Source organism: Allobosea sp. CS1GBMeth4 (genome assembly GCF_900185715.1).
Taxonomy (GTDB): Bacteria; Pseudomonadota; Alphaproteobacteria; order Rhizobiales; family Beijerinckiaceae; genus Allobosea.
Genome location: NZ_FYAS01000025.1, coordinates 400,981 through 422,272 on the forward strand (window position 1 = coordinate 400,981; position 21,292 = coordinate 422,272).

The 21,292-nt window shown below is 68.6% G+C and carries 24 protein-coding genes and 1 pseudogene; 12 read left to right on the top strand and 13 right to left on the bottom strand.

Annotation, left to right across the window (positions count from 1 at the left end):
* The first annotated feature begins 3 nt into the window (after positions 1-3).
* On the top strand, positions 4-1,194 hold the full coding sequence (locus CS1GBM4_RS15725; protein ID WP_186419659.1) for an extracellular solute-binding protein: 1,191 nt from the start codon (positions 4-6) through the stop codon (positions 1,192-1,194).
* A gap of 58 nt (positions 1,195-1,252) precedes the next feature.
* Here the strand turns inward: CS1GBM4_RS15725 and CS1GBM4_RS15730 are convergent, their stop codons facing one another.
* Positions 1,253-3,031: an ABC transporter transmembrane domain-containing protein gene (locus CS1GBM4_RS15730; RefSeq protein WP_244607248.1), complete on the bottom strand. Its 1,779-nt coding sequence runs from the start codon at positions 3,029-3,031 to the stop codon at positions 1,253-1,255.
* A gap of 145 nt (positions 3,032-3,176) precedes the next feature.
* Here CS1GBM4_RS15730 and rpmE point away from each other — a divergent pair, with 145 nt between their 5' ends.
* Positions 3,177-3,410 carry a 50S ribosomal protein L31 gene (rpmE, locus tag CS1GBM4_RS15735; protein ID WP_137879994.1) on the top strand — a complete coding sequence of 78 codons (234 nt, stop codon included), beginning with the start codon at positions 3,177-3,179 and terminating at the stop codon, positions 3,408-3,410.
* A gap of 138 nt (positions 3,411-3,548) precedes the next feature.
* On the opposite strand, the gene CS1GBM4_RS15740 is transcribed toward rpmE, so the two are convergent.
* The 3 genes from CS1GBM4_RS15740 to CS1GBM4_RS15750 form a co-directional block, all read right to left on the bottom strand.
* Positions 3,549-4,076 (bottom strand): DUF1465 family protein, encoded by a 528-nt coding sequence (locus CS1GBM4_RS15740; protein ID WP_186419660.1) that lies wholly within the window; start codon positions 4,074-4,076, stop codon positions 3,549-3,551.
* Positions 4,077-4,426: 350 nt separating this feature from the next.
* Positions 4,427-4,723 (bottom strand): hypothetical protein, encoded by a 297-nt coding sequence (locus CS1GBM4_RS15745; protein ID WP_186419661.1) that lies wholly within the window; start codon positions 4,721-4,723, stop codon positions 4,427-4,429.
* A 283-nt stretch (positions 4,724-5,006) separates the two neighbouring features.
* Positions 5,007-5,207, bottom strand: coding sequence for a DUF1192 domain-containing protein (locus tag CS1GBM4_RS15750; RefSeq protein ID WP_186419662.1), 201 nt, complete (start codon positions 5,205-5,207; stop codon positions 5,007-5,009).
* A 78-nt stretch (positions 5,208-5,285) separates the two neighbouring features.
* Here CS1GBM4_RS15750 and CS1GBM4_RS15755 point away from each other — a divergent pair, with 78 nt between their 5' ends.
* The 3 genes from CS1GBM4_RS15755 to CS1GBM4_RS15765 all read left to right on the top strand — a co-directional run bounded on the left by CS1GBM4_RS15755 (position 5,286) and on the right by CS1GBM4_RS15765 (position 8,219).
* The gene (locus tag CS1GBM4_RS15755) at positions 5,286-6,287 is read left to right on the top strand and encodes an NAD(P)H-quinone oxidoreductase (protein ID WP_186419821.1); all 1,002 of its coding nucleotides are present in this window, start codon (positions 5,286-5,288) and stop codon (positions 6,285-6,287) included.
* A gap of 282 nt (positions 6,288-6,569) precedes the next feature.
* Positions 6,570-7,304, top strand: coding sequence for a cell cycle transcriptional regulator TrcR (locus CS1GBM4_RS15760; protein WP_186419663.1), 735 nt, complete (start codon positions 6,570-6,572; stop codon positions 7,302-7,304).
* 24 nt (positions 7,305-7,328) lie between these two features.
* Positions 7,329-8,219, top strand: coding sequence for an MBL fold metallo-hydrolase (locus CS1GBM4_RS15765; RefSeq protein ID WP_210201586.1), 891 nt, complete (start codon positions 7,329-7,331; stop codon positions 8,217-8,219).
* A 1-nt stretch (position 8,220) separates the two neighbouring features.
* Here the strand turns inward: CS1GBM4_RS15765 and CS1GBM4_RS15770 are convergent, their stop codons facing one another.
* Positions 8,221-10,137 carry a propionyl-CoA synthetase gene (locus CS1GBM4_RS15770; protein ID WP_186419664.1) on the bottom strand — a complete coding sequence of 639 codons (1,917 nt, stop codon included), beginning with the start codon at positions 10,135-10,137 and terminating at the stop codon, positions 8,221-8,223.
* A 192-nt stretch (positions 10,138-10,329) separates the two neighbouring features.
* On the opposite strand from CS1GBM4_RS15770, the gene CS1GBM4_RS15775 reads away from it, so the two are divergent.
* Positions 10,330-11,088, top strand: a complete 759-nt coding sequence (locus CS1GBM4_RS15775) for a sulfite exporter TauE/SafE family protein (RefSeq protein WP_186419665.1) — start codon at positions 10,330-10,332, stop codon at positions 11,086-11,088.
* Between the two features lie 62 nt (positions 11,089-11,150).
* Positions 11,151-12,779 carry an acyl-CoA synthetase gene (locus tag CS1GBM4_RS15780; protein WP_186419666.1) on the top strand — a complete coding sequence of 543 codons (1,629 nt, stop codon included), beginning with the start codon at positions 11,151-11,153 and terminating at the stop codon, positions 12,777-12,779.
* 54 nt (positions 12,780-12,833) lie between these two features.
* Here the strand turns inward: CS1GBM4_RS15780 and CS1GBM4_RS15785 are convergent, their stop codons facing one another.
* Positions 12,834-13,085, bottom strand: a complete 252-nt coding sequence (locus CS1GBM4_RS15785; protein WP_186419667.1) for a hypothetical protein — start codon at positions 13,083-13,085, stop codon at positions 12,834-12,836.
* A 110-nt stretch (positions 13,086-13,195) separates the two neighbouring features.
* On the opposite strand from CS1GBM4_RS15785, the gene CS1GBM4_RS15790 reads away from it, so the two are divergent.
* Complete coding sequence (locus CS1GBM4_RS15790) at positions 13,196-13,582, top strand: hypothetical protein (RefSeq protein WP_186419668.1); 387 nt, start codon at positions 13,196-13,198, stop codon at positions 13,580-13,582.
* An 8-nt stretch (positions 13,583-13,590) separates the two neighbouring features.
* Entirely contained in the window at positions 13,591-13,911 is a 321-nt protein-coding gene (locus tag CS1GBM4_RS15795; protein WP_186419669.1) for a hypothetical protein, read from the top strand.
* A gap of 55 nt (positions 13,912-13,966) precedes the next feature.
* Here the strand turns inward: CS1GBM4_RS15795 and CS1GBM4_RS15800 are convergent, their stop codons facing one another.
* The 7 genes and pseudogenes from CS1GBM4_RS15800 to CS1GBM4_RS15830 form a co-directional block, all read right to left on the bottom strand.
* Complete coding sequence (locus tag CS1GBM4_RS15800; protein WP_186419670.1) at positions 13,967-14,485, bottom strand: hypothetical protein; 519 nt, start codon at positions 14,483-14,485, stop codon at positions 13,967-13,969.
* 51 nt (positions 14,486-14,536) lie between these two features.
* A pseudogene (locus CS1GBM4_RS24625) lies at positions 14,537-14,729 on the bottom strand (DUF465 domain-containing protein).
* Between the two features lie 24 nt (positions 14,730-14,753).
* Positions 14,754-15,860, bottom strand: a complete 1,107-nt coding sequence (argE, locus tag CS1GBM4_RS15810; RefSeq protein ID WP_186419672.1) for an acetylornithine deacetylase — start codon at positions 15,858-15,860, stop codon at positions 14,754-14,756.
* An 8-nt stretch (positions 15,861-15,868) separates the two neighbouring features.
* Positions 15,869-16,816: a DMT family transporter gene (locus CS1GBM4_RS15815; protein WP_186419673.1), complete on the bottom strand. Its 948-nt coding sequence runs from the start codon at positions 16,814-16,816 to the stop codon at positions 15,869-15,871.
* Positions 16,817-16,824: 8 nt separating this feature from the next.
* Positions 16,825-17,544, bottom strand: coding sequence for an alanyl-tRNA editing protein (locus CS1GBM4_RS15820; RefSeq protein ID WP_186419674.1), 720 nt, complete (start codon positions 17,542-17,544; stop codon positions 16,825-16,827).
* Positions 17,545-17,610: 66 nt separating this feature from the next.
* Positions 17,611-18,447: an AraC family transcriptional regulator gene (locus CS1GBM4_RS15825; RefSeq protein ID WP_186419675.1), complete on the bottom strand. Its 837-nt coding sequence runs from the start codon at positions 18,445-18,447 to the stop codon at positions 17,611-17,613.
* 207 nt (positions 18,448-18,654) lie between these two features.
* Positions 18,655-18,843, bottom strand: a complete 189-nt coding sequence (locus CS1GBM4_RS15830; RefSeq protein WP_186419676.1) for a DUF465 domain-containing protein — start codon at positions 18,841-18,843, stop codon at positions 18,655-18,657.
* A gap of 231 nt (positions 18,844-19,074) precedes the next feature.
* On the opposite strand from CS1GBM4_RS15830, the gene CS1GBM4_RS15835 reads away from it, so the two are divergent.
* The 3 genes from CS1GBM4_RS15835 to CS1GBM4_RS15845 all read left to right on the top strand — a co-directional run bounded on the left by CS1GBM4_RS15835 (position 19,075) and on the right by CS1GBM4_RS15845 (position 21,044).
* Entirely contained in the window at positions 19,075-19,293 is a 219-nt protein-coding gene (locus tag CS1GBM4_RS15835; RefSeq protein ID WP_186419677.1) for a DUF465 domain-containing protein, read from the top strand.
* Between the two features lie 156 nt (positions 19,294-19,449).
* Entirely contained in the window at positions 19,450-19,947 is a 498-nt protein-coding gene (gene purE, locus CS1GBM4_RS15840) for a 5-(carboxyamino)imidazole ribonucleotide mutase (RefSeq protein ID WP_186419678.1), read from the top strand.
* Entirely contained in the window at positions 19,944-21,044 is a 1,101-nt protein-coding gene (locus CS1GBM4_RS15845) for a 5-(carboxyamino)imidazole ribonucleotide synthase (protein ID WP_186419679.1), read from the top strand. The genes purE and CS1GBM4_RS15845 overlap by 4 nt, the downstream gene beginning before the upstream one ends.
* Positions 21,045-21,292: the final 248 nt, after the last annotated feature.

The window sequence follows — 21,292 nt, forward strand, 5'->3', positions numbered from 1 at the left end:
GCAATGACCAGGAAGCTTCAGGCTATCGACCGCCGCACCGTCCTTGGCGGCCTTGGCGCGCTTGCGGTGGGCGGGCCGGCGCTCGCGGCGTCGCCGCCGCTGCCGACCAGCCCCGTCGTGATCAGCGTCATGGATGTCGGCGGCGCCCTCGCCCTGATGCAGAAGGCCTTCGAGGATTACCGCGCCGCCAACCCCAGGCTGGTCTCGCGCATCGCCTTCGTGAAGGCCCCTGCCCCCGAGCTCGCCAGCAAGCTCAAGGCGCAGCAGGATGCCGGCAAAGTCGATCTCGACCTGATCCTGACCGGCAGCGACGGCCTCGCCGCCGGCCTCGAGCAGAAGCTCTGGCAGAAGATCCTGCCCGATTTCGCCGACAAGTTTCCGAACATCGAGGCGAATTACGAGCCGGCCGCGCTCAACCTGCACAAGGCGCAGGGCGACGGCTTCGGCGTCGTCGTCAACTACTACCCCTCCGGCCCGCTGCTCGAGTACATGCCCGACCGGGTCAAGACCGTGCCGACCACGGCCGCGGAGCTGCTCGCTTGGGCCAAGGCCAATCCGAACCGGTTCATGTATGCCCGCCCGACCAATTCCGGCCCGGGCCGCACCTTCATGATGGGCCTGCCCTATATCCTCGGCGACAAGGACCCGCAGGACCCGGTCGGCGGCTGGGACAAGACCTGGGCCTATCTGCAGGAGCTCGGCCAATACATCGAGTACTATCCGGCCGGCACCGGCGCGACGATGAAGGAGTTCGGCGACGGCTCGCGCGACATCATCATCTCGACCACCGGCTGGGACATCAATCCGCGCGCCCTCGGCATCGTCCCGAAAGAGGCGAAGATCCACACGCTGAAGGGCTTCCACTGGGTCTCGGATGCCTTCTTCATGTGCGTGCCCAAGGGCATCCCGAACGACCGGCTGGCCGTCGTGCTCGACATCATGGCGCATGTGCTGACGCCGAAGATGCAGGCCTATTCCTATGACGAGGGCTATCTCTATCCCGGCCCGGCGGTGAAGAACGTGCCGCTCTCGCTGGCGCCGGAAGCGAGCCAGAAGGTCATCGCCGAGTTCGGCCGCCCGGAATATGGCGACCTCATCGCCAACAACCCGATCGAGCTGCCGCTGAAGCCCGACAGAATGGTCGTCGCCTTCCGGAAATGGGACGAGCTGGTCGGATCGAAACGGGCGAAGTGAGTCGCTTTCCTGGCAGTGGGATGCTCGGGCCGGGCCCGCGCATCGCGGCAGCCGGCGCCTACGCCGCCTCCAGCCCGAACTGGAGCGCTGCCAGCCGTGCATAGAGCCCGCCCTTGGCGACGAGGGCGGCATGCGTGCCTTCCTCGACCACCCGCCCGTCCTCCATCACCAGGATGCGGTCGGCGGAGAGGATGGTGGCGAGGCGATGGGCGACGACGAGGGTCGTCCGGCCCTGCATCAGCCGGTCGAGCGCGTCCTGCACGGCGCGCTCGCTCTCCGAATCGAGCGCCGAGGTCGCTTCGTCCAGCAGCAGGATCGGCGCGTCCTTCAGCACGGCGCGCGCGATGGCGAGGCGCTGGCGCTGGCCGCCCGACAAGGTGACGCCGCGCTCGCCGATGACGGTGTCGTAGCCTTGCGGCAGCGCCTGAATGAAGCCGTCGGCCGCGGCGAGCCTCGCCGCCTCCTCGATCTCGGCACGGCTGGCCCCGGGGCGGCCATAGGCGATGTTGTCGGCGACGGAGACGCCGAACACGGTCGGCTCCTGCGGCACCAGCGCGAAGCGGCTGCGCCATTCGCTCGGATCGGCCTCCGGCCCGGCGACGCCGTCGACGACGACGCGGCCGGCGAAGGGATCGTAGAAGCGCAGCGCCAGTTGCAGCACCGTGCTCTTGCCGGCGCCCGAGGGGCCGACCAGCGCGACCCGCTCGCCCGGCGTGATCGCCAGGTCGAGCTCGGCGAGGGCGAGGGTTTCGCGGCCGGGATAGCGGAACGAGACGCCTTCGAAGGCGAGCGCGCCGACGGGCGGCGCAGGCAGCGCCTTCGGATGCGGCGGCGCGGTGATCGCCGGCCTGGTCGCCAGGATCTCGCCGAGCCGTCCGGCGGCGCCGGCGGCGGCCGAGATGTCGCCATAGACCTCGGAGAGCTGGCCGAGCGAGCTCGCCGCCAGCACGGCGTAGAGCACGAATTGCGACAGGCGCCCGCCGCTCATCCGGCCGGCGAAGACCTCGGTCGCGCCGACCCAAAGCACCAGCACGACGCTGGCCGAGACCAGGAAGATCGCGATGCCGGAGAGCCAGGCGCGCGAGCGCGTCGCATCGCGCGAGGCGGCATAGGCGTCGTCCGAGGCCGCCTGGAAGCGCTGCGTCGTCGCGCGCTCGGCCCCGAAGGACTGCATGGTGCGGATCGCCCCCACCGCCTCCGAGGCGAAGGCGGAGGCGTCGGCGAGCCGGTCCTGCGCCGCGCGGGCGCGCTTGCGCACGCTGCGGCCGGAGAACACCAGCGGCAGAACGACGAGCGGGATCGCGCCGATGACGATCGCCGACAGCCGCGGGCTCGTCACCACCATCATGGCGAGGGCGCCGAGGAACATGATGGCGTTGCGCAGCGCGATCGAGGCGGTGGAGGCGAAGGTCGACTTGATCTGGGTGGTGTCGGCGGTGAGGCGCGAGACCAGGTCGCCGGCGCGACTGGCGTCGAAGAAGGCCGGCTCGAGCCGGGTCAGGTGCCGGAAGACGTCGGCCCGCAATTGCGAGACGACGCGCTCGCCCACCGTCATCACCAGGTAGAAGCGGAACGAGCTCGCCAGCGCCAGCACCGCGACGACGCCGATCAGGATCGCGAAATAGGAATTCGCCAGCTGCTGCTCGCCACCGGAGAAGCCGACATCGATGACGCGCCTGACCGCGAGCGGCAGGGCCAGCGTCGCGAGCGAGGCGACGACCAGCGCCACGAGCGCCAGGGCGATCCGCCGCTTCTGCGCCACCGCATAGGGCCAGAACGAGCGCAGCGCCTTGAAATCGGGCCGTGCCTTGCCGGGTTGCTTGTCCTCGTCCGCCACGATTCATCCGTCCTGAAAAGCTTGCGCGGAGCCTGCTCCTGCGCTATGGGCAGCCCACTTCACGACAGGCTCATACGAATTGTTCGAAGAGCCGGCGATGCGCGCCGCGTTCCGGCCGCCCGCTTTTCGAATTGAGGATTTCGCCATGAAGACCGGCATTCATCCCGACTACCACACCATCAAGGTCGTCATGACCGATGGCACCGAATACTTCACGCGTTCGACCTTGGGCAAGGAGGGTGACACCCTCAACCTCGATATCGACCCGAAGACGCACCCGGCCTGGACCGGCGGCAGCCAGCAGCTGATGGACCGCGGCGGCCGCGTTTCGCGCTTCAATTCACGCTTCGGCGCCCTCGGCGCTCTCGGCAAGAAGTAAATCCGGCTTCGCGGCCCGACGGGCCGGTCAGCCCACGCAAAAGCCCGGCCTCGCGGCCGGGCTTTTTGCGTGGATAAGGTCGACGGGCGGCGGCCGGTTCGCATCGTGCCCGGCTGTCGCGGGCATGATGGGGTGCCGTCAGCGCAGCAGGCCGAGCCGCGCCTGCAGGCTTTCCAGCTGGCCGCGCACCGGATTCGGCTCGGCCGGGCGGGCGGCGCCCGACATCTGCTCCTCGAGCCGGCGGATCCGGTCCTGGAGCCGGATCGAGTGCGCGGTCAGGTCGCGCAGCCGCTCGGGCAGACGGCCGGCCTCCGCGCTGGATGGCTGCAGCATCGGCTCGGCGATGCGGACCTTGTTGTGCTCGGCCCGGGCCTGCTCGGCGCTCATCTCGCCCTCGGCGACGGCGCGCTGCACCAGCAGCCAGGAGGCGATCTGCATCAGGCGCGTGGTCAGGCGCATGCTCTCGGTCGCATAGGTCAGCGAGACCTCGCGCGGAAGGGCGGCCGATTCGGCGCGCCCGTCCCCGTCGAGATAGCTCGCCGTGCCCTCGACCAACCCCATCCCCTCGCGGAACAGCTGCATGAACGCGTCCGATTTGACGAAGCTGCGCGCAAACGAGATCGCGCCCTCATCGGCCTCGGGCCTCAGCATCGTCAGATCGGTCATTCCCATGTCTCCAATCGGCACAGCGGCGTGCGATCGAAGGACACGACGCCGACTCTGGCCGGGACGCCGCAAGGATAACGCCATCGTCGTGTCGGCGCCGTGGTAACCCCTCGTTAAGGTTAACGGTGCCATGGTCCGGCCCGGCGCACCCCGCCCGTCCGGCCGATCCGGACCGTGGACGAAAAAAGAGCCGCCCCGAAGGCGGCTCGAAGGTCAACAGGGAGGCGTCAAACAGAGTGGGCAGGAGCCACTCGACATCCAGACAATCTGGACGATGCGATTCATAAATCGGAATCGTTAAGCGGCCGTTAACGCCGGCTGAAAATGCGACAAATTCGAGCGATTACGGTTCAACGCGTGATCGTCAGCTTCAGGCCGAAGCGGTCGCTGTGCAGGTGCTCGCCCAGGGTGTAGCGGTAGGTGGCGCCGAGGCTGACCCGGGGCGCCAGCTCGCGCCTGATCTCGATGCTGTGGCCGCCGAGCACGGTGACCGGCGCCTGCACGACGACGACGGTATCCGGCAGCTTCAGCCTGAACGCGGCGAGCGGCTGGCCGCCATCCTCGCGCAGGCCCAGGCTGGCGATGTCCTCCAGGGCGAAAGCCGGAGCGGCGGCGAGCAAGGCAATGGCGAGCGCAATGACGCGCATCGTCTCCCTCCTGTCGAAAAGCAGGCGCATCGCCCGGCAACTGTCCGGCGGTCATGCTCTGCCTGCTGCGCTGTCGAACGCGGCCCGGCCGCGACATTGCGTCGGCTCGGGCGGGCGGCACCCGCCGCCTTCGTCCACTTGTTCAGGATAGGCACTTCGGCGGTCGCTGCGAAGATGAATATCCGTTCATCTGCCGGCGCATCTTGTCGCGTGGCGGAAAAGCCTCATCGGCCGGCGACGACGGGTCGCGACCTTGCCTCCGCTTGACCGCCGCAGCCGTGCCTCAGGCCTTCTTCTGGAAGAAGGCGTCGGCGGCCGAGCGCGAGGCCGATTTGGCGTCGCGCGCCAGCTTCAGCCGCTCGATCTCCGCTTCGAGCAGGCCGATCCGCTCGCCGAGCTCGGCCACCGAGAGCTGCGACAGGTCCTGCCCGATCTCGTGAGCCCGCTTCGGCGCCGGGCGGTCGTCGTCGAGAAATCCAGCCATCGCAGCCTCGCCTTGCATCCTCGGAGCGCCGGAGCTTAATCGGACGGGAACGCCGAGACCACAGGCGAGGAGATGCCCATCATGACCGCCCTGCCCGCGATGATGACCGCGATCGGCTTCGACGCCCCCGGCGGCCCCGATGTCCTGAAACCGCAGCAGCGCCCCGTGCGGGGGCCCGGCCCCGGCGAGGTCCTGGTCGAGGTCGCGATCGCCGGCGTCAACCGGCCCGACGTGCTGCAGCGCCAGGGCGGTTATGCCCCGCCGCCGGGCGCCTCCGACATCCCCGGCCTCGAGCTCGCCGGCCGGATCGTCGCCCTCGGAGAGGGCGCCTCGCGCTATCAGCTCGGCGACCGGGTCTGCGCGCTGGTCGCCGGGGGCGGCTACGCCCAATACGCCGTCGTCCATGAGGACAACGCCCTGCCGATCCCGGCCGGGCTGTCGCTGGAGGAGGCGGGCGCGATCCCGGAGACCTATTTCACCGTCTGGACCAATGTCTTCCAGCGCGGCGGGCTGAAGCGCGGCGAGAGCTTCCTCGTCCATGGCGGCAGCTCGGGCATCGGCACCACCGCGATCCAGCTCGCCAAGGCCTTCGGCGCGACCGTCCTGGCAACCGCGGGCTCCGACGAGAAATGCGCGGCCTGCCGCGCCCTCGGCGCCGACCACGCCATCAACTACCGGAGCGAGGATTTCGTCGCGGCCGCGAAGGCGGCGACCGGCGGGCGCGGCGTCGACCTGATCCTCGACATGGTCGGTGGCGACTACATCGACCGCAATTACGACGCCGCCGCCGAGAGCGGCCGCATCGTCCAGATCGCCTTTCTGCACGGCGCGAAGGCGGAGGTCGACTTCCGCCGCCTGATGATGAAGCGGCTGACCCATACCGGCTCGACGCTCCGCCCGCGCAGCATCGCCGAGAAGGCGCAGATCGCCCGCGAGCTCGAGGAGAAGGTCTGGCCGCTGCTGACGGCCGGGCGCTGCAAGCCGGTGATCCACGCCCGCTTCCCGCTGGCGCAGGCGGCGCAGGCGCACCGGCTGATGGAGAGCAACGCCCATATCGGCAAGATCGTGCTGACGGTGTGAGGCGCTGATCCGGTCCTGATCGAGGTGGACCGCCGCGCCCCGTCGTCCCGAACGAGCGGCGCGGCCGCGCCGATCCGGGACGAAGGGGATTATGCTTGAATTGGAGCGCAGAAGCCCCTGCCGCACGCTTTCCATGGACAGCGATCACGGCTTTGCCTATAAGGCGCTCCATCCTCCTCATCGTCGATGATTTGGATGACCGGCCGGGGCGGCCGGTCGGCGCCTGAGAGCTATTGCCCGCGGCCTTCGCTGTATCGCCGCGACATCCCTGGGAGACGGCCCGTGTCACAAACGCCGCTGATGCCGAAAGCCACCGCGGTCTGGCTGGTCGAGAACACCTCGCTGACCTTCGAGCAGATCGCCGAGTTCTGCAAACTGCACCCGCTCGAAGTGCGCGGCATCGCCGATGGCGAGGTCGCGGCCGGCATCAAGGGCCTCGATCCGATCACCTCCGGCCAGCTCACCCGCGAGGAGCTCGAGCGCGCCGCCAAGGATCCGAAGCATCAGCTCAAGCTCGCCGAGCGCAAGGTCAAGGTGCCGGAGATCAAGCGCACCAAGGGCCCGCGCTATACCCCGGTCTCGAAGCGCCAGGACCGGCCGAACGCCATCCTCTGGCTGCTGCGCAACCACCCCGAGCTCAAGGACGCGCAGATCATCCGCCTGATCGGCACGACCAAGACGACGATCGCCCAGATCCGCGACCGCACGCACTGGAACACCCAGCAGCTGCAGCCGATCGACCCCGTCAGCCTCGGCCTGACCTCGCAGATGGATCTCGATTTCGAGGTGGCCCGCGCCGCCAAGGAGCGCCCGGCCATGGTCCTGCAGGAGACCGGCTCGACCCTGCTCCCGGCCGAGGAGACCACGGCGCCGGAGCCGGCTCCGTCCTCCCAGCCCTTCGCCGACATGAGCCGGCCGAAGCGGCAGGAAGAAGAGAAGATCGACGTCGAATCGGTGTTCGCCAAGCTGAAGCAGCTCAAGCGCCCGGCCGACGAGGACGACGACGGCGGCTACTGAGCCAAGGCACATGGATGGGGGCGAGTGACCGTGACGACCGATCTCGCCTTCACTTTCCTCGGCACCGGCGCGCCGCCGGTCAGCCTGCGCCGCGCCGGCCCCGCCCATCTCGTCGAGGCCGGTGGGATCAAGGTTCTGGTCGATTGCGGCTCCGGCGTCAGCCAGCGCCTCGTCGCCGCCGGCCATGCCGGGGCCGGGATCGACGCGCTCATCGTCACGCATGAGCATTCCGACCATCTGGTCGACTTCTACCAGCTCGTCGTCTCCGCCTGGCATCAGGGCCGCAACCGGCCCTGGCGCGTGCTCGCGCCGCAGCCGGCGCTCGCCAATATGCGCGGGCAATACGAGGCCTTCGCCCGCGAACGGGCGCTGCGCATCGCCTTCGAGAAGCGCCCGGACGCGACCGGCCTCGAGGTCGCCTTCGAGGAATTGCGCGAGGGCCGGGTCTCCGGCCTCGGCGGGCTTTCGATCGAGGCCTTCCTCGTCGATCACAAGCCGGTCGAACCGGCCTTCGGGCTCGCGCTCTCGGCCGGCGGCAGCCGCATCGTCTTCTCCGGCGACACCCGCCTGACGCCTTCGCTGGAACAGGCCGCGCAGGGCTGCGACCTGCTGGTCTGCGAGGTTTTCGTCGACAGCCAGATGCCGGTGGTCGCCGGCGTCCGCTCGGCGCAGACGGTGGCCTCGGTCCAGAGCTATCACATGACCCCGGCCGTGGTCGCCGGCCTGGCGAGCCGCGCCGGCGTCGAGGCGCTGGCGCTGACCCATCTCGTCCCGCCGGGAGCCGACACGGCGGCGCTCTTCGCCGAGATCCGCGCCGGCGGCTATGCGGGCCCGCTGATCGTCGGCGAGGATCTGATGCGGCTCGAACTTCCGGCGCGCCTGCTGCGCTGGAACGGCGCCGCGCTGGGGCTCTGAACTAGCCCAGCCCCCTGCCCTTCAGCGCCGTGTCGATCTCGGACAGCACGCCCGGATCCTCGATCGTCGCTGGCATGGCGTAGTCCTCGCCATCGGCGATCTTCTTCATCGTCGCCCGCAGGATCTTGCCGGAGCGCGTCTTCGGCAGCCGCGCCACGGTGATGGCGAGCTTGAAGGCGGCGACGGGGCCGATCTTCTCGCGCACCAGCCCGACCAGCTCCTTCTCGACCTCGGCCGGCGATTGCGTCACCCCGGCCTTGAGCACGACGAAGCCGCAGGGCTGCTCGCCCTTGAGCGTGTCCCTGATGCCGACCACGGCGCATTCGGCCACGGCCGGATGCGAGGCCAGCACCTCCTCCATGCCGCCGGTCGAGAGCCGGTGGCCGGCGACATTGATGATGTCGTCGGTGCGGCCCATGATGAAGACATAGCCGTCCGCGTCGATGAAGCCGGCATCCGAGGTGTTGTAATAGCCCGGATAGGTCTCGAGATAGCCGCTGCGGAAGCGGGCATCGTCCTGCCACAGCGTCGGCAGCGCGCCGGGCGGCAGCGGCAGCTTGACCACGATCGCGCCCATCGTCCCCGCCGGCACCGGCCTGCCGCCCTCGTCGAGGCACTTTATGTCGTAGCCCGGCATCGGCACGCTCGGCGAGCCGTGCTTCACCGGCAGAAGGCCGAGACCGACCGGATTGCCGACCATGCAGGCGCCGGTCTCGGTCTGCCACCAATGGTCGATCACCGGCACCTTCAGCACCTCCTCGGCCCATTTCAGCGTGTCGGGATCGGCCCGCTCGCCGGCGAGGAACAGCGTGCGGAACTGCGAGAGGTCGTAATCCTTGAGATGGATCGCCTGCGGGTCCTCCTTGCGGATGGCGCGGAAGGCGGTCGGCGCGGTGAACATCGCGACCGCCTTGTGCTCGGAGATCACCCGCCAGAACGCGCCGGGATCGGGCGTGCCGACCGGCTTGCCCTCGTAGAGGATCGTGGTCGCGCCCTGCAGCAGCGGCCCGTAGACGATATAGCTGTGGCCGACGACCCAGCCGACGTCCGAGGCGGTGAACATCACCTCGCCGGGCTTCACGTCGTAGAGCTGCGACATCGTCGCGAGCAGCATGACCATGTGCCCGCCATTGTCGCGCACCACGCCCTTGGGCCGGCCGGTGGTGCCGGAGGTGTAGAGCACGTAGAGCGGGTCGGTGGCGGCGACCTCGACACAATCGGCCTTGCGGCCGCCGGCGCGGGCGGCGGCGACCAGCGTCCGCCAGTTCTTGTCGCGGCTGACGTGCATCGACGCGTCGACCTGCGGCCGCTGCAGCACGATGCAGGCCGCGGGCTTGTGGGCGGCGATGTCGATCGCGGCGTCGAGCAGCGGCTTGTATTCGACCACGCGCGTCGGCTCGATGCCGCAGGTCGCGGTCAGGATCAGCTTCGGCCTGGCGTCGTCGATGCGGGTCGCCAGCTCCTTGGCCGCGAAGCCGCCGAACACCACCGAATGCACGGCGCCGATCCGGGCGCAGGCCAGCATGGCGAAGGCCGCCTCGGGGATCATCGGCATGTAGATGACCACGCGGTCGCCCTTGCCGACGCCCTGATCCTGCAGCACGGCCGCCAGCGTCGCGACCTCGTCCAGCATCTGGGCATAGGTGAAGCTGGCCTTGGTGCCGGTGACCGGGCTGTCGTAGATCAGCGCCGCCTGCTCGCCGCGCCCGCCTTCGACATGCCGATCGAGCGCGTTGAAGCAGGTGTTGCAGGTCGCATCCGGGAACCAGCGGCCATAGGCGCCGGCCTTCGCGTCGAAGATCGCCTGCGGCGGCTTGATCCAGGCGACGCCCGCGGCGATCCCGGCCCAGTAGCCCTCGGGGTCGCGCTGCCAGGCGGCGTAGGTCTCGGCATAGCGGCTTGCATGGCTGGCAGTCATGAAACGCGTTCCTCTTCGCCGGCTGTTCATCCTAGAGCTGCGCTCGGGCTGGCCGTCTGCGGGCCGGATCTGGCGCGGGATCGTGCCCATGTCCGCCGCTTGCGCGCAAGCGCCGCCATCTCAGACTTTCAGCGCACTCGGATGGGCCGCGTCGCACCTCCGGCGCGCCGCCGGGCCAGGATCGCCGACCGCATGAGCTTCGACCTCGCCTTCTTCTCCGTGATGGTCCCGGCCGTGGTCCTGATGGGGCTGTCCAAGGGCGGTTTCTCCGGCCTCGGCCTGCTCTCGCTGCCGCTGATGGCGCTGATCGTCTCGCCGGTGCAGGCGGCGGCGATCATGCTGCCGATCCTGATGGTCCAGGACGTCGTCACGGTCTGGTCCTATCGCCGCGAGTTCGACCGCCGCAATCTTGCGACCTTGCTGCCCGGCATGCTGCTCGGCGTGCTCGCCGGCTATCTGCTGGCGGCGAAGGTCTCCGACGCCGCCGTCGGCCTCGCGGTCGGCGTGATCTCGATCGGCTTCGCGCTGCGCCGGCTGCTCGCGGGCAAGACGGCGCCGCAGCCGGTGACGACGGCGAACTACGCCGCAGGAACGCTCTGGGGCGCGATCTGCGGCTTCACCAGCATGATCGCCCATGCCGGCGGCCCGCCCTTCCAGATCTATGTGATGCCGCAGCGCCTGCCGCCGGCGGTCTTCGTCGGCACCGGCGCGCTCTTCTTCGCGCTGATGAACTGGATCAAGGTGCTGCCCTATTTCGTCCTCGGCCAGTTCAGCCCGCAGAACCTCGCGGCCTCGGCGGCGCTGGCGCCCGTCGCGATCCTCTCGACCGTCGCCGGCGTCTGGCTGGTCAGGCGCGTCCCGGCCGAACGCTTCTACACCCTGATCTACTGGCTGCTCGTCGCCGTCGGGGTGAAACTCGTCTTCGACGGACTGCGTCCGCTTTTCGGCTGATTGCCGTGGGCGGAGCGGGCTTCTAGGCTGTCCGGCAACAACCGCCGGGAACGCCGAACGTCATGCCGCTCTCACCTTACGACACCGATCTCGACCGCAACCCGGCGAACTTCCAGCCGCTGTCGCCGCTGCCCTTCCTCGAGCGCGCGGCGAGCGTCTTCCCGGACCATGTCGCCGTCATCCACGGCCCGCTGAAGCGCTCCTATGCCGAGCTCTATGCCCGCACCCGCCGGCTCGCCTCGGCGCTGCGCAAGCATGGCATCGGCAAGAACGACACCGTCGCGGCCATGCTGCCTAACACGCCGGCCATGCTCGAATGCCATTACGGCGTGCCGATGTGCGGCGCCGTCCTCAACACGCTCAACACCCGCCTCGACGCCGCGATCATCGCCTTCTCGCTCGACCATGGCGAAGCCAAGGCTCTGATCACCGACCGCGAATTCTCGAAGACGATCAGGGAGGCGCTTTCGCTCTGCAAGGTGAAGCCGCTGGTCATCGACTATGACGACCCGGTCTATGACGGGCCGGGCGAGCGGCTCGGCGGCACCGAATACGAGGATTTCCTCGAGCAGGGCGATCCCGATTTCGACTGGCTGATGCCAGCGGACGAGTGGGATGCGATCTCGCTGAACTACACCTCCGGCACCACCGGCGATCCCAAGGGGGTGGTCTACCACCATCGCGGCGCCAATCTGCTCGCGACCTCGAACGCGCTCACCGGCGGCATGGGGCGGCACCCGGTCTATCTCTGGACGCTGCCCATGTTCCACTGCAATGGCTGGTGCTTCCCCTGGACGATCTCGCTGCTCGCCGGCACCCATGTCTGCCTGCGCCAGGTCCGCGCCAGGGCGATGTACGATGCCCTCGCCGATCATGGCGTCACCCATATGTGCGGCGCGCCGATCGTGATGTCGACCTTGCTCAACGCGCCGGAGGCCGAGCGCCGCAGCTTCGGCCAGAAGGTCAATTTCTTCACCGCCGCCGCCCCGCCGCCCGAGGTCGTGCTCGCCGGCATGGCGCAGGCCGGCTTCAACGTCGTCCATCTCTACGGGCTGACCGAGGTCTACGGCCCCGCCGTGGTCAACGAGTGGAACGGCGCCTGGGATGCCCTGCCCGCCGGCGAGCAGGCGGCGCTCAAGGCGCGCCAGGGCGTGCGCTATCCGGCGCTGGAGGGGCTCGACGTCCGCGATCCCGACACGATGCAGCCCGTGCCGCGCGACGGCCAGACGCTGGGCGAGGTGATGTTCCGCGGCAATGTCGTGATGAAGGGCTATCTCAAGAACCCGAAATCGACGAAGGCCGCCTTCGCGGGCGGCTGGTTCCACTCCGGCGATCTCGGCGTGATGCATCCCGACGGCTACATCCAGCTCAAGGACCGCTCGAAGGACATCATCATCTCCGGCGGCGAGAACATCTCCTCGATCGAGGTCGAGGATGCGCTCTACAAGCACCCGGCCGTGCAGGCCGCCGCCGTCGTCGCCCGCCCCGACGAGAAATGGGGCGAGACGCCCTGCGCCTTCGTCGAGCTCAAGCCCGGCCAGCACGCCAGCGAGGCCGAGATCATCGCCTGGTGCAGGACCCTGCTCGCCTCGTTCAAATGCCCGAAGACGGTGATCTTCACCGAAGTGCCGAAGACCTCAACCGGGAAGATCCAGAAGTTCAAGCTGCGGGACATGGCGCGGGGGTTGTGAGGGGGGTGTGCTCAAGCCGCTAAGGGGCGGAAGCGGACGTTGAGTTTTCTCTGATCAGTCCGGTGCCCGACGTTGAAGAGGCCTTCGCGTTCTGACTGTCACGTAACCCTCGGTCCAATGATCCTTCCCGATTTCATACGGGTCGATCACGAAGCCTTCTGGCGCGTCGCGGAAGCCCTTTAGCGCTGCGGTCCGGGCTTGAGCGTGTTGAGCGTCGGCCAAGGATGCGTAAACGCCGATGAGCTTATCGTCGGTCTCGCCTTCACCGAGATCATGCGTGTGGAAGAGCACGAATACGGTCGTCATCGACGCGAACCTGTTCTGAAAATGATGTCGCGCCGCGTATCACGTTGTGAAAGCAGTGTCAGCTTAGGGTCGATAGCGGTCATTAACTCAGCCCGCCTACGCTACGGGCGATGGCGGCCGACGTTCCCTCTTACGTTCTTGAAAGCCTGACGCTCGTCGGCCCTGCAAAGGCAGTCGGCTATCTGCCCCTCCAGACCATCACGCAGGTGCTCGGGCTAAAGGTCGAGGATGTCATCGCGCAGGCAGTGGCTCGCGGCCTGAGAGCTATCGCCATTGGCCCGCACCATTGCTGCATCAAAAGCGGGGCGCTCTACGTTTTCGATGAAGAGGCTCTTGAGTCGGTCTTGCGCGTCGGGTCTGCTACACTCGAACAGGTGAAGGCACCGGCCGAACCCGAGATGTTCGTGCGGTTCATCGCCAGTGACTGGTTTGTGGCGGAGCACCCAATCATGCCAATCATCCGCGCCGCTTTTGCCGACAATTCAATGCCTGCTTAGGGATGAGTATGGACTGGTCACCCGCTACAGAGCCTTTCATTTACGACCAGATCAGAGTCGACGAAGCTCAAATGTCGGCAGACGAGCTGCGCATTTGGAAGTGCGTTGCCATCACGCCGGTCAAATGGGCGCTCAAGCCCCGGGGTGATCTGACCGGTGACTTTTGGGTTGTCGCCATATGCGGTAGATCCGTGATCTGGTATAATGACATTGAAGATGGCTTTGATATCTCTCCGTATTCATCATTTGGAGAGATCGACGTTTATTATGCTGGCCAATATGAGTTGCGGCACGTCATGCAGCAAATCATCGAACGAATCTCAGACTGACCGCGGCGAGAATGCCTGTCCGCAACGGGTCGGTAACGGGTCGCTTCTGCGTGCACTATTCGTCGGAAATAATGCCCTTCGCCAGCCGCTTGACCTCGGCATTCTCGTGAAAGCGAATCCGTGAGCGAACGTATTTCTGCGCGCCTGCTACCGCGCGAGCCATCCCCCGATGGCCATCCGTGAAGTCATTTGAGACGTGGGCGCAAAAGCGCTTTCCACTAAGCGGAGCTTCGCCCGTCCAGCTCGACTGAGACTTATCGAGATAGTCGGTCTTTCCAATGTGACTTGATGAAGTGTCCTTGCCGGAGGCCGGAGCACGACCATTCCGATACTCTTCGGGACAATGGCGCTGATTGACCGGCGGCTTGTTCGTGCGCCTGTGATTTTTGTCGGTCATCGTATGATTAAGTTCGCGCTTGATCCAAACGCAATTCTGCCGCGTTTGCGCTACGTCTGCAACGGGTCGAAAGCTGACCTTCCCGCCTTCAACATCACCGTCGATTCCAGCGATGCCGCGGCGGCGGCACGCAACCCTGTCCGCCATAAAAAACCGGCCCCTCTCGGGGCCGGCCATGCACAAGTTACGCGGAACTCCCTGCGGGCCGCCGCGGCCCGCCCTTGGAACTCAATGCAGCGTCGGCGACGGCATGGTCTGCCGCACCCGCTATCTCATCCTTCAGCGGCAGCTTCTTCCGCTTGATCTCGGCCACACCGAGATCGTCTGACGAGGGGCTGGCCACCGCTTGCGCGATCGCTTCCTCGAGCTGGCGATGCTTGCGTTCAAGCTGCGGGAGATGGCGCGGGGGTTGTGAGGGCATTCGCCACCGATCTTCCGACCAGCCCTATAATTTCGCCGCCGCCCACTCCCCAACGCATGCAAGAAATCGATCCGCCGCCTCCAGCTCTGCGACCGCGATCCATTCGTCCGGCTGATGCGCCTGCGCGATCGAGCCGGGGCCGCAGACCAAGGCCGGGATTCCGGCCTGCTGGAAGAAGCCGGCTTCGGTTCCGAACGGCATCGCGAGCGGCGGCCAGAGCCCGCCAAGGCCGCGCGCCACGCCGGCGGCCGGGCCGTCGGGATCGCAATCGAGCGGCGGCACGCGCGCAAGCGCGGTGGTCTCGACGCTCACCCCGGCCGGCAGCCGTCCCGCCAGGCTCTCGACGGCGGCGAGCACGGCGCCGGCCATGAACGCTTCCGGCGGCCGGACCTCCCAGACGACCTCGCAGCGTTCCGGAACGATGTTGATGGCGCTGCCGCCGGCGATCTTGCCGATGTTGACGGTGGTTCCGTTTCGCTCTCCGGCCTCGGCGCCACCGAGGGACGCGAGGGCCGCGACGAAGGCCGCCGCCGGCTCGATCGCGCTGGCGCCGAGGCGCGGATCGCTGGAATGCGCAGGGCGGCCCCGGAAGACGCTGCGATAGCCGTAGAAGCCGCGATGGCGGAGCCCGATGCGCATCTGCGTCGGCTCACCGATGATGGCGAGCGCCGGCGGCGGGCCTTGCGCCAGCAGGTCGGCGATCAGCAGCGGAACCCCGAGGCAGCCGACCTCCTCGTCATAGGACAGGGCAATGTGGATCGGCCGCCGCAGGCTCCCGCCCCGCCAGCCCGCAACCGCCGCGAGACAGGCCGCGACGAAGCCCTTCATGTCGACGGCGCCGCGGCCGTGCAGGCGCCCATCCCGGCTGGCGAGCGCGAACGGATCGCCCGCCCAGTCCTGACCGTCGACCGGGACGACATCGGTATGTCCGGAGAGGACGATGCCGCCCGGCTCGTCGGGCCCGAGCGTCGCCAGGAGATTGGCCTTCTCGCCGGCGGCGTCGCGGGTCAGGCGTATCCGCGCCCCCGCGCTCGCGAGATAGTCGGCCGTCCAGTGGACCAGATCGAGATTGGAGCGCCGCGAGGTCGTGTCGAAAGCCACGAGCCTGCGCAGGATCTCGACCGTCTCCATGGTGCCGCTCAGAGCCTCGGCCGGCCCGGCTGCGGCACGAGCCTGGACCAGGCTCCTTTCGCGGATCTCGTCGCGAGGAAGAACCCTGCGAGGATCAGCATCATGCCGACGAGGTGGAAGCCGCGGACCGGTTCGCCCAGGACGGCGACGGCGAGCAGCGCCGTGAACAGCGCCACCAGATGGAAGGACACGCCGGTGACGCTCGGCCCCAGCGTCGCCACGCAATGCCCCCAGAGGATGAAGGCGATCAGCGAGGCGAAGACGCCGATATAGAGCACGGCCGCGACCGAGCCGGCATCGGTCGGAATGCGTGCGCCCCGCGCCAGCTCGACGAGCCAGAACGGCGCAAGCACGAGCAGGCCCGCTGCCATCGTGGCAGCGAGGAAGACGAGCGGGCTCAAGGCCGCCGGCTTGCGCCGGAGCAGGACCGAATAGACCGCGTAGTTGGCGACCGCGACGAGCACGAGCAGTTCCCCGCCATCGGCCCGCAATTCGCGCAGCTGCTGGAGATCGCCGCGCGCGACGATCCAGACGACGCCGGCGAAGGAGACCGCGATGCCGGCGAGCGTCCGGCCGGAGACGCGCTCGACCCCGAGCGCGAAGGCCGCCAGCGGCACCATCAGCGGCAAGGTCGAGTTCAGGAAGGCGACGCTGGCGGCGGGCGTCGTCTGCAAGGCGAGATACCCGAGAGCGTTGTACCCCGCGATCCCGAAGGCTCCGCACGCGACGATCAGGCGGAGATGCCGCCGCACCAGCGCCCGTTCCTGCCAGAGCTGCCGGCCGACGAAGGGGACGAGGCAGGCCAGCGCCACCAGCCAGCGCCCGACGGCGAGCGAGACCGGCGGAAAGCTCGGCCCGAGCGCGCGGCCGAGCACGAGGTTGCCGGCCCAGAACAGCGGCGGCAGCCAGAGCAGGAGCAGCGGACGGGCAAGGAGCCCTCTCGACTGGGCGGACATGGCCGGCGTCACGCGCCGTCGAGGCCGATGCGCAGGCGCCGGTTGTGCCGGCCCTTGTTGTCGATCTTGAGGATGCGCACCGGTCGCGACGCCCCCGTTCCCGCCAGATGCGTCCCGCAGCAGGCCTGACGGTCGAGCCCGGCGATCTCGACGACCCTGATCCGGCCATCGGCCGTCGGCGGCGGTGCCACCGAGCGCGAGCGGATCAGGCCGGGCTCGTCGACGGCCTCGCCCGCGTCGATATAGGTCTCGAGAACCGGCAGGTCCTGCCTGATCACCTCGTTGATGGCGCCTTCGAGACCGCGCAGGCGTTCGTTGTCGGCCTCCGGCAGATCGAAATCGATCCGGGCAGTGCCGTCCTCGTTCATCTGCACGCCGGTCACGAGGGCGCCGTCGAAGCCCTGGTAGACGAGCGCGTTGACGATGTGCAGATCGGTGTGGAGCTCGCGCATGAGCTGGCGGAACGGCCGGTCGACCTCCGCCACCACGGCATCGGACAGCGTGACCGGCTCGGCGAGCAGATGCCAGATGCCATCGCCTTGCGTCTCGAAGCCGGCGAGCGCGACCTCGCCGCCCGACCAAAGCAGGCTCCCCCGATCGGGCAGCTGGCCGCCGCCACCGGGATAGAATGGCGAGCGCTCGAGCCGGACCCGCCCCGGCTCGGCTGCGGTCACGACGGTTTCGAGCGCGAACAGCTCGGGCTCGTCCAGGCAGAAATAGCGCGTCACGCGAAGACTCCTTTTGGAAGAAGTCTGGAGCCGCGGCCCGGAGCGGTATTGGCGGAAATTGAGCGGTCAGCGGCTGGCGGCCGCCCTCTGGTATTGCAGGGGCGTGATGCCGAAGGAGCGCTTGAAGTGCCGCGTCAGCGCGCTCTGGTCGTAGAAGCCGCTGGCCAGGGCGGCGTCCGCGATGGCTGCCCCGGCCCTCAGCTCCCGGATCGCCGCCTTCAGCCGCAGCTGGGTCAGATAGGCGTGCGGCGTCAGCCCGACGCCGCGCTTGAACAGGCCGATGAGCTGGAACGAGGTCATGCCGACCCAGAGCCCCATCTCGTCCAGGGTCAGCCCGCTCTCGGCCTGCCGGGACGCCATCAGCCGGGTCACCCGCGACAGCGCGGCCGCGTCTCGCGGCGCGACCGGGACGGACCTCGCGCCGTCGCCATGACGCCGGAAGAGCTGGCCGAAGCTGGCGGCCAGGAGCTCGCGCTGCTCGAGCGGGTCGCGACCATCGTCCAGGCTGCGGTGCAGCCGGGCGAAGGCCGCGATCAGATCGGCATCGGCGACGACGTTGCGCATGAAATAGGCCGGACGGGCGATGCCGAGATCGGCCGTCACCTGATCGATGGCGGGCTGCGTCAGATAGATCGAGCGATAGCGCCAGCGCCTGCTCCGGCCCATGCGGCCGGAATGAGGCTCGGCGGGGTTGAAGACCAGCAGCACGCTCTCGTGCGCCTCGTCGCTGCGGCCGCGGCTCTTAAACTCGGAGCCCCCGCTCTCCGTGACCGCGACGACGAAGGCGTCGTGCTGGTGTGGCGCGTAGTCATGCGTCGTGAAATCGGCATGAAGGCAGCTGACGCCGTTCATGCCGGCCGCATTCCAGTATCGCGCGGTGTTGTGCGGATCGACGCGGGACAACGGGATATCCCTCTCGGCTCGGACGCTTCTCGCACGATCGGCGCCGCGCTTCCAGCCGTCGACGCGCCGCGCCGGCCGGCGCACAGTCTCGGTTCCGGTCGCCTCGCACCGGCTGGGAAGCGGCTCTCTACAAAAAAAACCGGCCCCTGTCGGGACCGGCTGCGAACTGCTGATGCGTCGCGGGCCGCCGCGGCCCGCGCTGTCATCCTAATGCAATGTCGGCGACGGCATGGTCTGCCGCACCCGCTCGATCTCGTCCTTCAGCAGCAGCTTCTTTCGCTTGAGCTCAGCCACGCCGAGATCGTCCGACGAGGGGCTGGCGATCGCCTGGGCGATGGCTTCCTCGAGCTGGCGATGCTTGCGTTCGAGCTCGGCGAGATGGGTCTGCAGCGACATCTGGATCCTCCTGATGAGCGTTCTGGCAGGTCAAGTCTGACACAGAGCCGGCTTCGCGTCTGCGGGGCAGACGGGCACCGCGCCATGAGTTTCTGTGATCCCTTCCGGGATCTTTCCCGAGGCGCGTGAATGCGAGCGGGCCGTCCCGGCATCCACGCCGGCGACGCCCTTGCCGCGCCGCCCGCGCCTGCGCATAGTCGCGCCCGATCGCGGCGATGATGAGACGGCTTCATGGGATTCGAACTGAGCCCGGAGGAGATCGAGGTCCTGCAGGCAGAGCTGGCGCGCCTGCGCGAGGAGCACCGCGATCTCGACAGCGCCATCGACGCGCTCGAGCGGCTCGGCCCCGTCAACCAGGTCCAGATCCAGCGGCTGAAGAAGCGCAAGCTCTATCTGCGCGACCGCATCTCCTATCTCGAGGACCAGCTGACGCCGGACATCATCGCCTAGCGGTCCATGGTTCGCCGCCCCTCCGTCGCGAAGGGGCGCGGTGCGCGGCCTCTTCTTCGGCATATCCGTCCGAATCCTTGATTCCGCGCTTGCCTGCGACGCAGCGGCCGGTCTAGATCGCGCGCTTCCTCCCTCCTCCCGGGAAGCATGGATCTCATGGCCGAGCCGACCCCTCCCGTCGCCATCATCATGGGCAGCCAGTCCGACTGGGCGACCATGCGCCACGCCGCAGAGACGCTTCAGGAGCTCGGCATCGCCCATGACGCACGCATCGTCTCGGCCCATCGCACGCCCGACCGCATGGTCGCCTTCGCCAAGGGCGCCAGGGCCGAGGGATTCAAGGTCATCATCGCCGGCGCCGGCGGTGCGGCCCATCTGCCGGGCATGACCGCTTCGCTCACGCCGCTCCCCGTTTTCGGCGTCCCCGTCGAATCCAAGGCGCTCTCCGGCCAGGACAGCCTGCTCTCGATCGTGCAGATGCCGGGCGGCATCCCGGTCGGCACGCTCGCCATCGGCAAGGCCGGAGCGATCAACGCCGCGCTGCTCGCCGCCGCGGTCCTGGCGCTTTCCGACGCCGATCTCGCCGAGCGGCTCGACGCCTGGCGCGCCAGGCTGAGCGGCGCCGTCGCCGAGCGCCCCAGGGACGACGCATGATCCAGCCCGATCCGCGCGGTCTCGGCCCCGGCGCCGTTCTCGGCATCCTCGGCGGCGGGCAGCTCGCCCGCATGCTGGCGCTGGCCGCGGCCGATCTCGGCGTGCGCGCCCACATCTTCGCGCCCGAGCCCGACAGCCCCGCCTACGAGGTCGCTGCCCGCCACACCATCGGCGCCTATGAGGACGAGGCGGCGCTCGCCAGCTTCGCCGACGCCGTCGACGTGGTGACCTACGAGTTCGAGAACGTCCCGGCCGCGACCGCCGCCTTCCTCGCCGCACGCACGCCGCTCCATCCCGGCGCCAGGGCGTTGGCGGTGACGCAGGACCGCCTCACCGAGAAGCGCTTCGTCGCCGGGCTCGGGCTTGCCGTGGCGCCATTCGAGCCGGTCGACTCGCTCGCCGACCTCGAGCGCGCCGTCGCCCGGCTCGGCCGCCCCGCCGTCCTCAAGACGCGGCGCTTCGGTTACGACGGCAAGGGCCAGGTCAAGCTCGCCGACGATGTCGACCTCGCGCAGGCCTGGGACGAGATCGGCCATTTCCCGGCGATCCTCGAAGGCTTCGTCAGCTTCTCGCGCGAGGTCTCGGTCGTCGCCGCCCGCGCCGCCGACGGCTCCTTCGCCGCCTTCGACGTCTGCGAGAACGAGCATCGCGACCATATCCTGGCGCTGACGCAGGTGCCGGCCCGCATCGGCGCAGAGGCCGCGGCCGCCGCCATCGAGGCGGCACGGCGCATCGGCGAGGCGCTCGCCTATGTCGGCGTCTTCGCCGTCGAGTTCTTCCTGGTCGAGAGCGGGAGCGGCGAGCAGGTCGTCGTCAACGAGATCGCGCCGCGCGTGCACAATTCCGGACACTGGACCAGCGAGGGGGCGCTGACCTCGCAATTCCACCAGCATGTCCGCGCCGTCTGCGGCTTCCCGCTCGGCGCGACCGCGCGGCGCGGCCGCGTCACCATGCGGAACCTGATCGGCGACGAGGTGAAGGGCTGGCGCGCCATCCTCGCCGAGCCGGGCACGCATCTGCATCTCTACGGCAAGCGCGACGCAAGGCCGGGCCGCAAGATGGGCCACGTCACCCGCGTCGTCCCCGAGGGCGAGTGACGTCCCGCCGCGATCCTCGCGGAGCCCTCGTCCCGAGAAGCCGCGCAAGCAGCGTCGCGGAGGAAGCTCCGGCGGGCTCCGGAGACGTCCGAAGCATCCTTCGGGATGCGATCCGAGATCGCTCCTCGGGATGAGGGCTTGACGTCTCCGGCCGATCTCGGAAACAGGCCGCCCCCTCGAAACCAGCGCGTTTCCGCGCGTTTTACCGCGGTGCGGCGTGGACAGGCTGCCTGAATTCTGCTATCCGC

Coding starts and splice junctions, on each gene's coding strand:
- CS1GBM4_RS15725 (WP_186419659.1), top strand. CDS start 4: ATGACCAGGAAGCTTCAGGCTATCGACCGCCGCACCGTCCTTGGCGGC.
- rpmE (WP_137879994.1), top strand. CDS start 3,177: ATGAAGACCGGCATTCATCCCGACTACCACACCATCAAGGTCGTCATG.
- CS1GBM4_RS15740 (WP_186419660.1), bottom strand. CDS start 4,076: ATGACCGATCTGACGATGCTGAGGCCCGAGGCCGATGAGGGCGCGATC.
- CS1GBM4_RS15745 (WP_186419661.1), bottom strand. CDS start 4,723: ATGCGCGTCATTGCGCTCGCCATTGCCTTGCTCGCCGCCGCTCCGGCT.
- CS1GBM4_RS15750 (WP_186419662.1), bottom strand. CDS start 5,207: ATGGCTGGATTTCTCGACGACGACCGCCCGGCGCCGAAGCGGGCTCAC.
- CS1GBM4_RS15770 (WP_186419664.1), bottom strand. CDS start 10,137: ATGACTGCCAGCCATGCAAGCCGCTATGCCGAGACCTACGCCGCCTGG.
- CS1GBM4_RS15775 (WP_186419665.1), top strand. CDS start 10,330: ATGAGCTTCGACCTCGCCTTCTTCTCCGTGATGGTCCCGGCCGTGGTC.
- CS1GBM4_RS15780 (WP_186419666.1), top strand. CDS start 11,151: ATGCCGCTCTCACCTTACGACACCGATCTCGACCGCAACCCGGCGAAC.
- CS1GBM4_RS15785 (WP_186419667.1), bottom strand. CDS start 13,085: ATGACGACCGTATTCGTGCTCTTCCACACGCATGATCTCGGTGAAGGC.
- CS1GBM4_RS15790 (WP_186419668.1), top strand. CDS start 13,196: ATGGCGGCCGACGTTCCCTCTTACGTTCTTGAAAGCCTGACGCTCGTC.
- CS1GBM4_RS15795 (WP_186419669.1), top strand. CDS start 13,591: ATGGACTGGTCACCCGCTACAGAGCCTTTCATTTACGACCAGATCAGA.
- CS1GBM4_RS15800 (WP_186419670.1), bottom strand. CDS start 14,485: ATGGCCGGCCCCGAGAGGGGCCGGTTTTTTATGGCGGACAGGGTTGCG.
- argE (WP_186419672.1), bottom strand. CDS start 15,860: ATGGAGACGGTCGAGATCCTGCGCAGGCTCGTGGCTTTCGACACGACC.
- CS1GBM4_RS15815 (WP_186419673.1), bottom strand. CDS start 16,816: ATGTCCGCCCAGTCGAGAGGGCTCCTTGCCCGTCCGCTGCTCCTGCTC.
- CS1GBM4_RS15830 (WP_186419676.1), bottom strand. CDS start 18,843: ATGTCGCTGCAGACCCATCTCGCCGAGCTCGAACGCAAGCATCGCCAG.
- CS1GBM4_RS15835 (WP_186419677.1), top strand. CDS start 19,075: ATGGGATTCGAACTGAGCCCGGAGGAGATCGAGGTCCTGCAGGCAGAG.
- purE (WP_186419678.1), top strand. CDS start 19,450: ATGGCCGAGCCGACCCCTCCCGTCGCCATCATCATGGGCAGCCAGTCC.
- CS1GBM4_RS15845 (WP_186419679.1), top strand. CDS start 19,944: ATGATCCAGCCCGATCCGCGCGGTCTCGGCCCCGGCGCCGTTCTCGGC.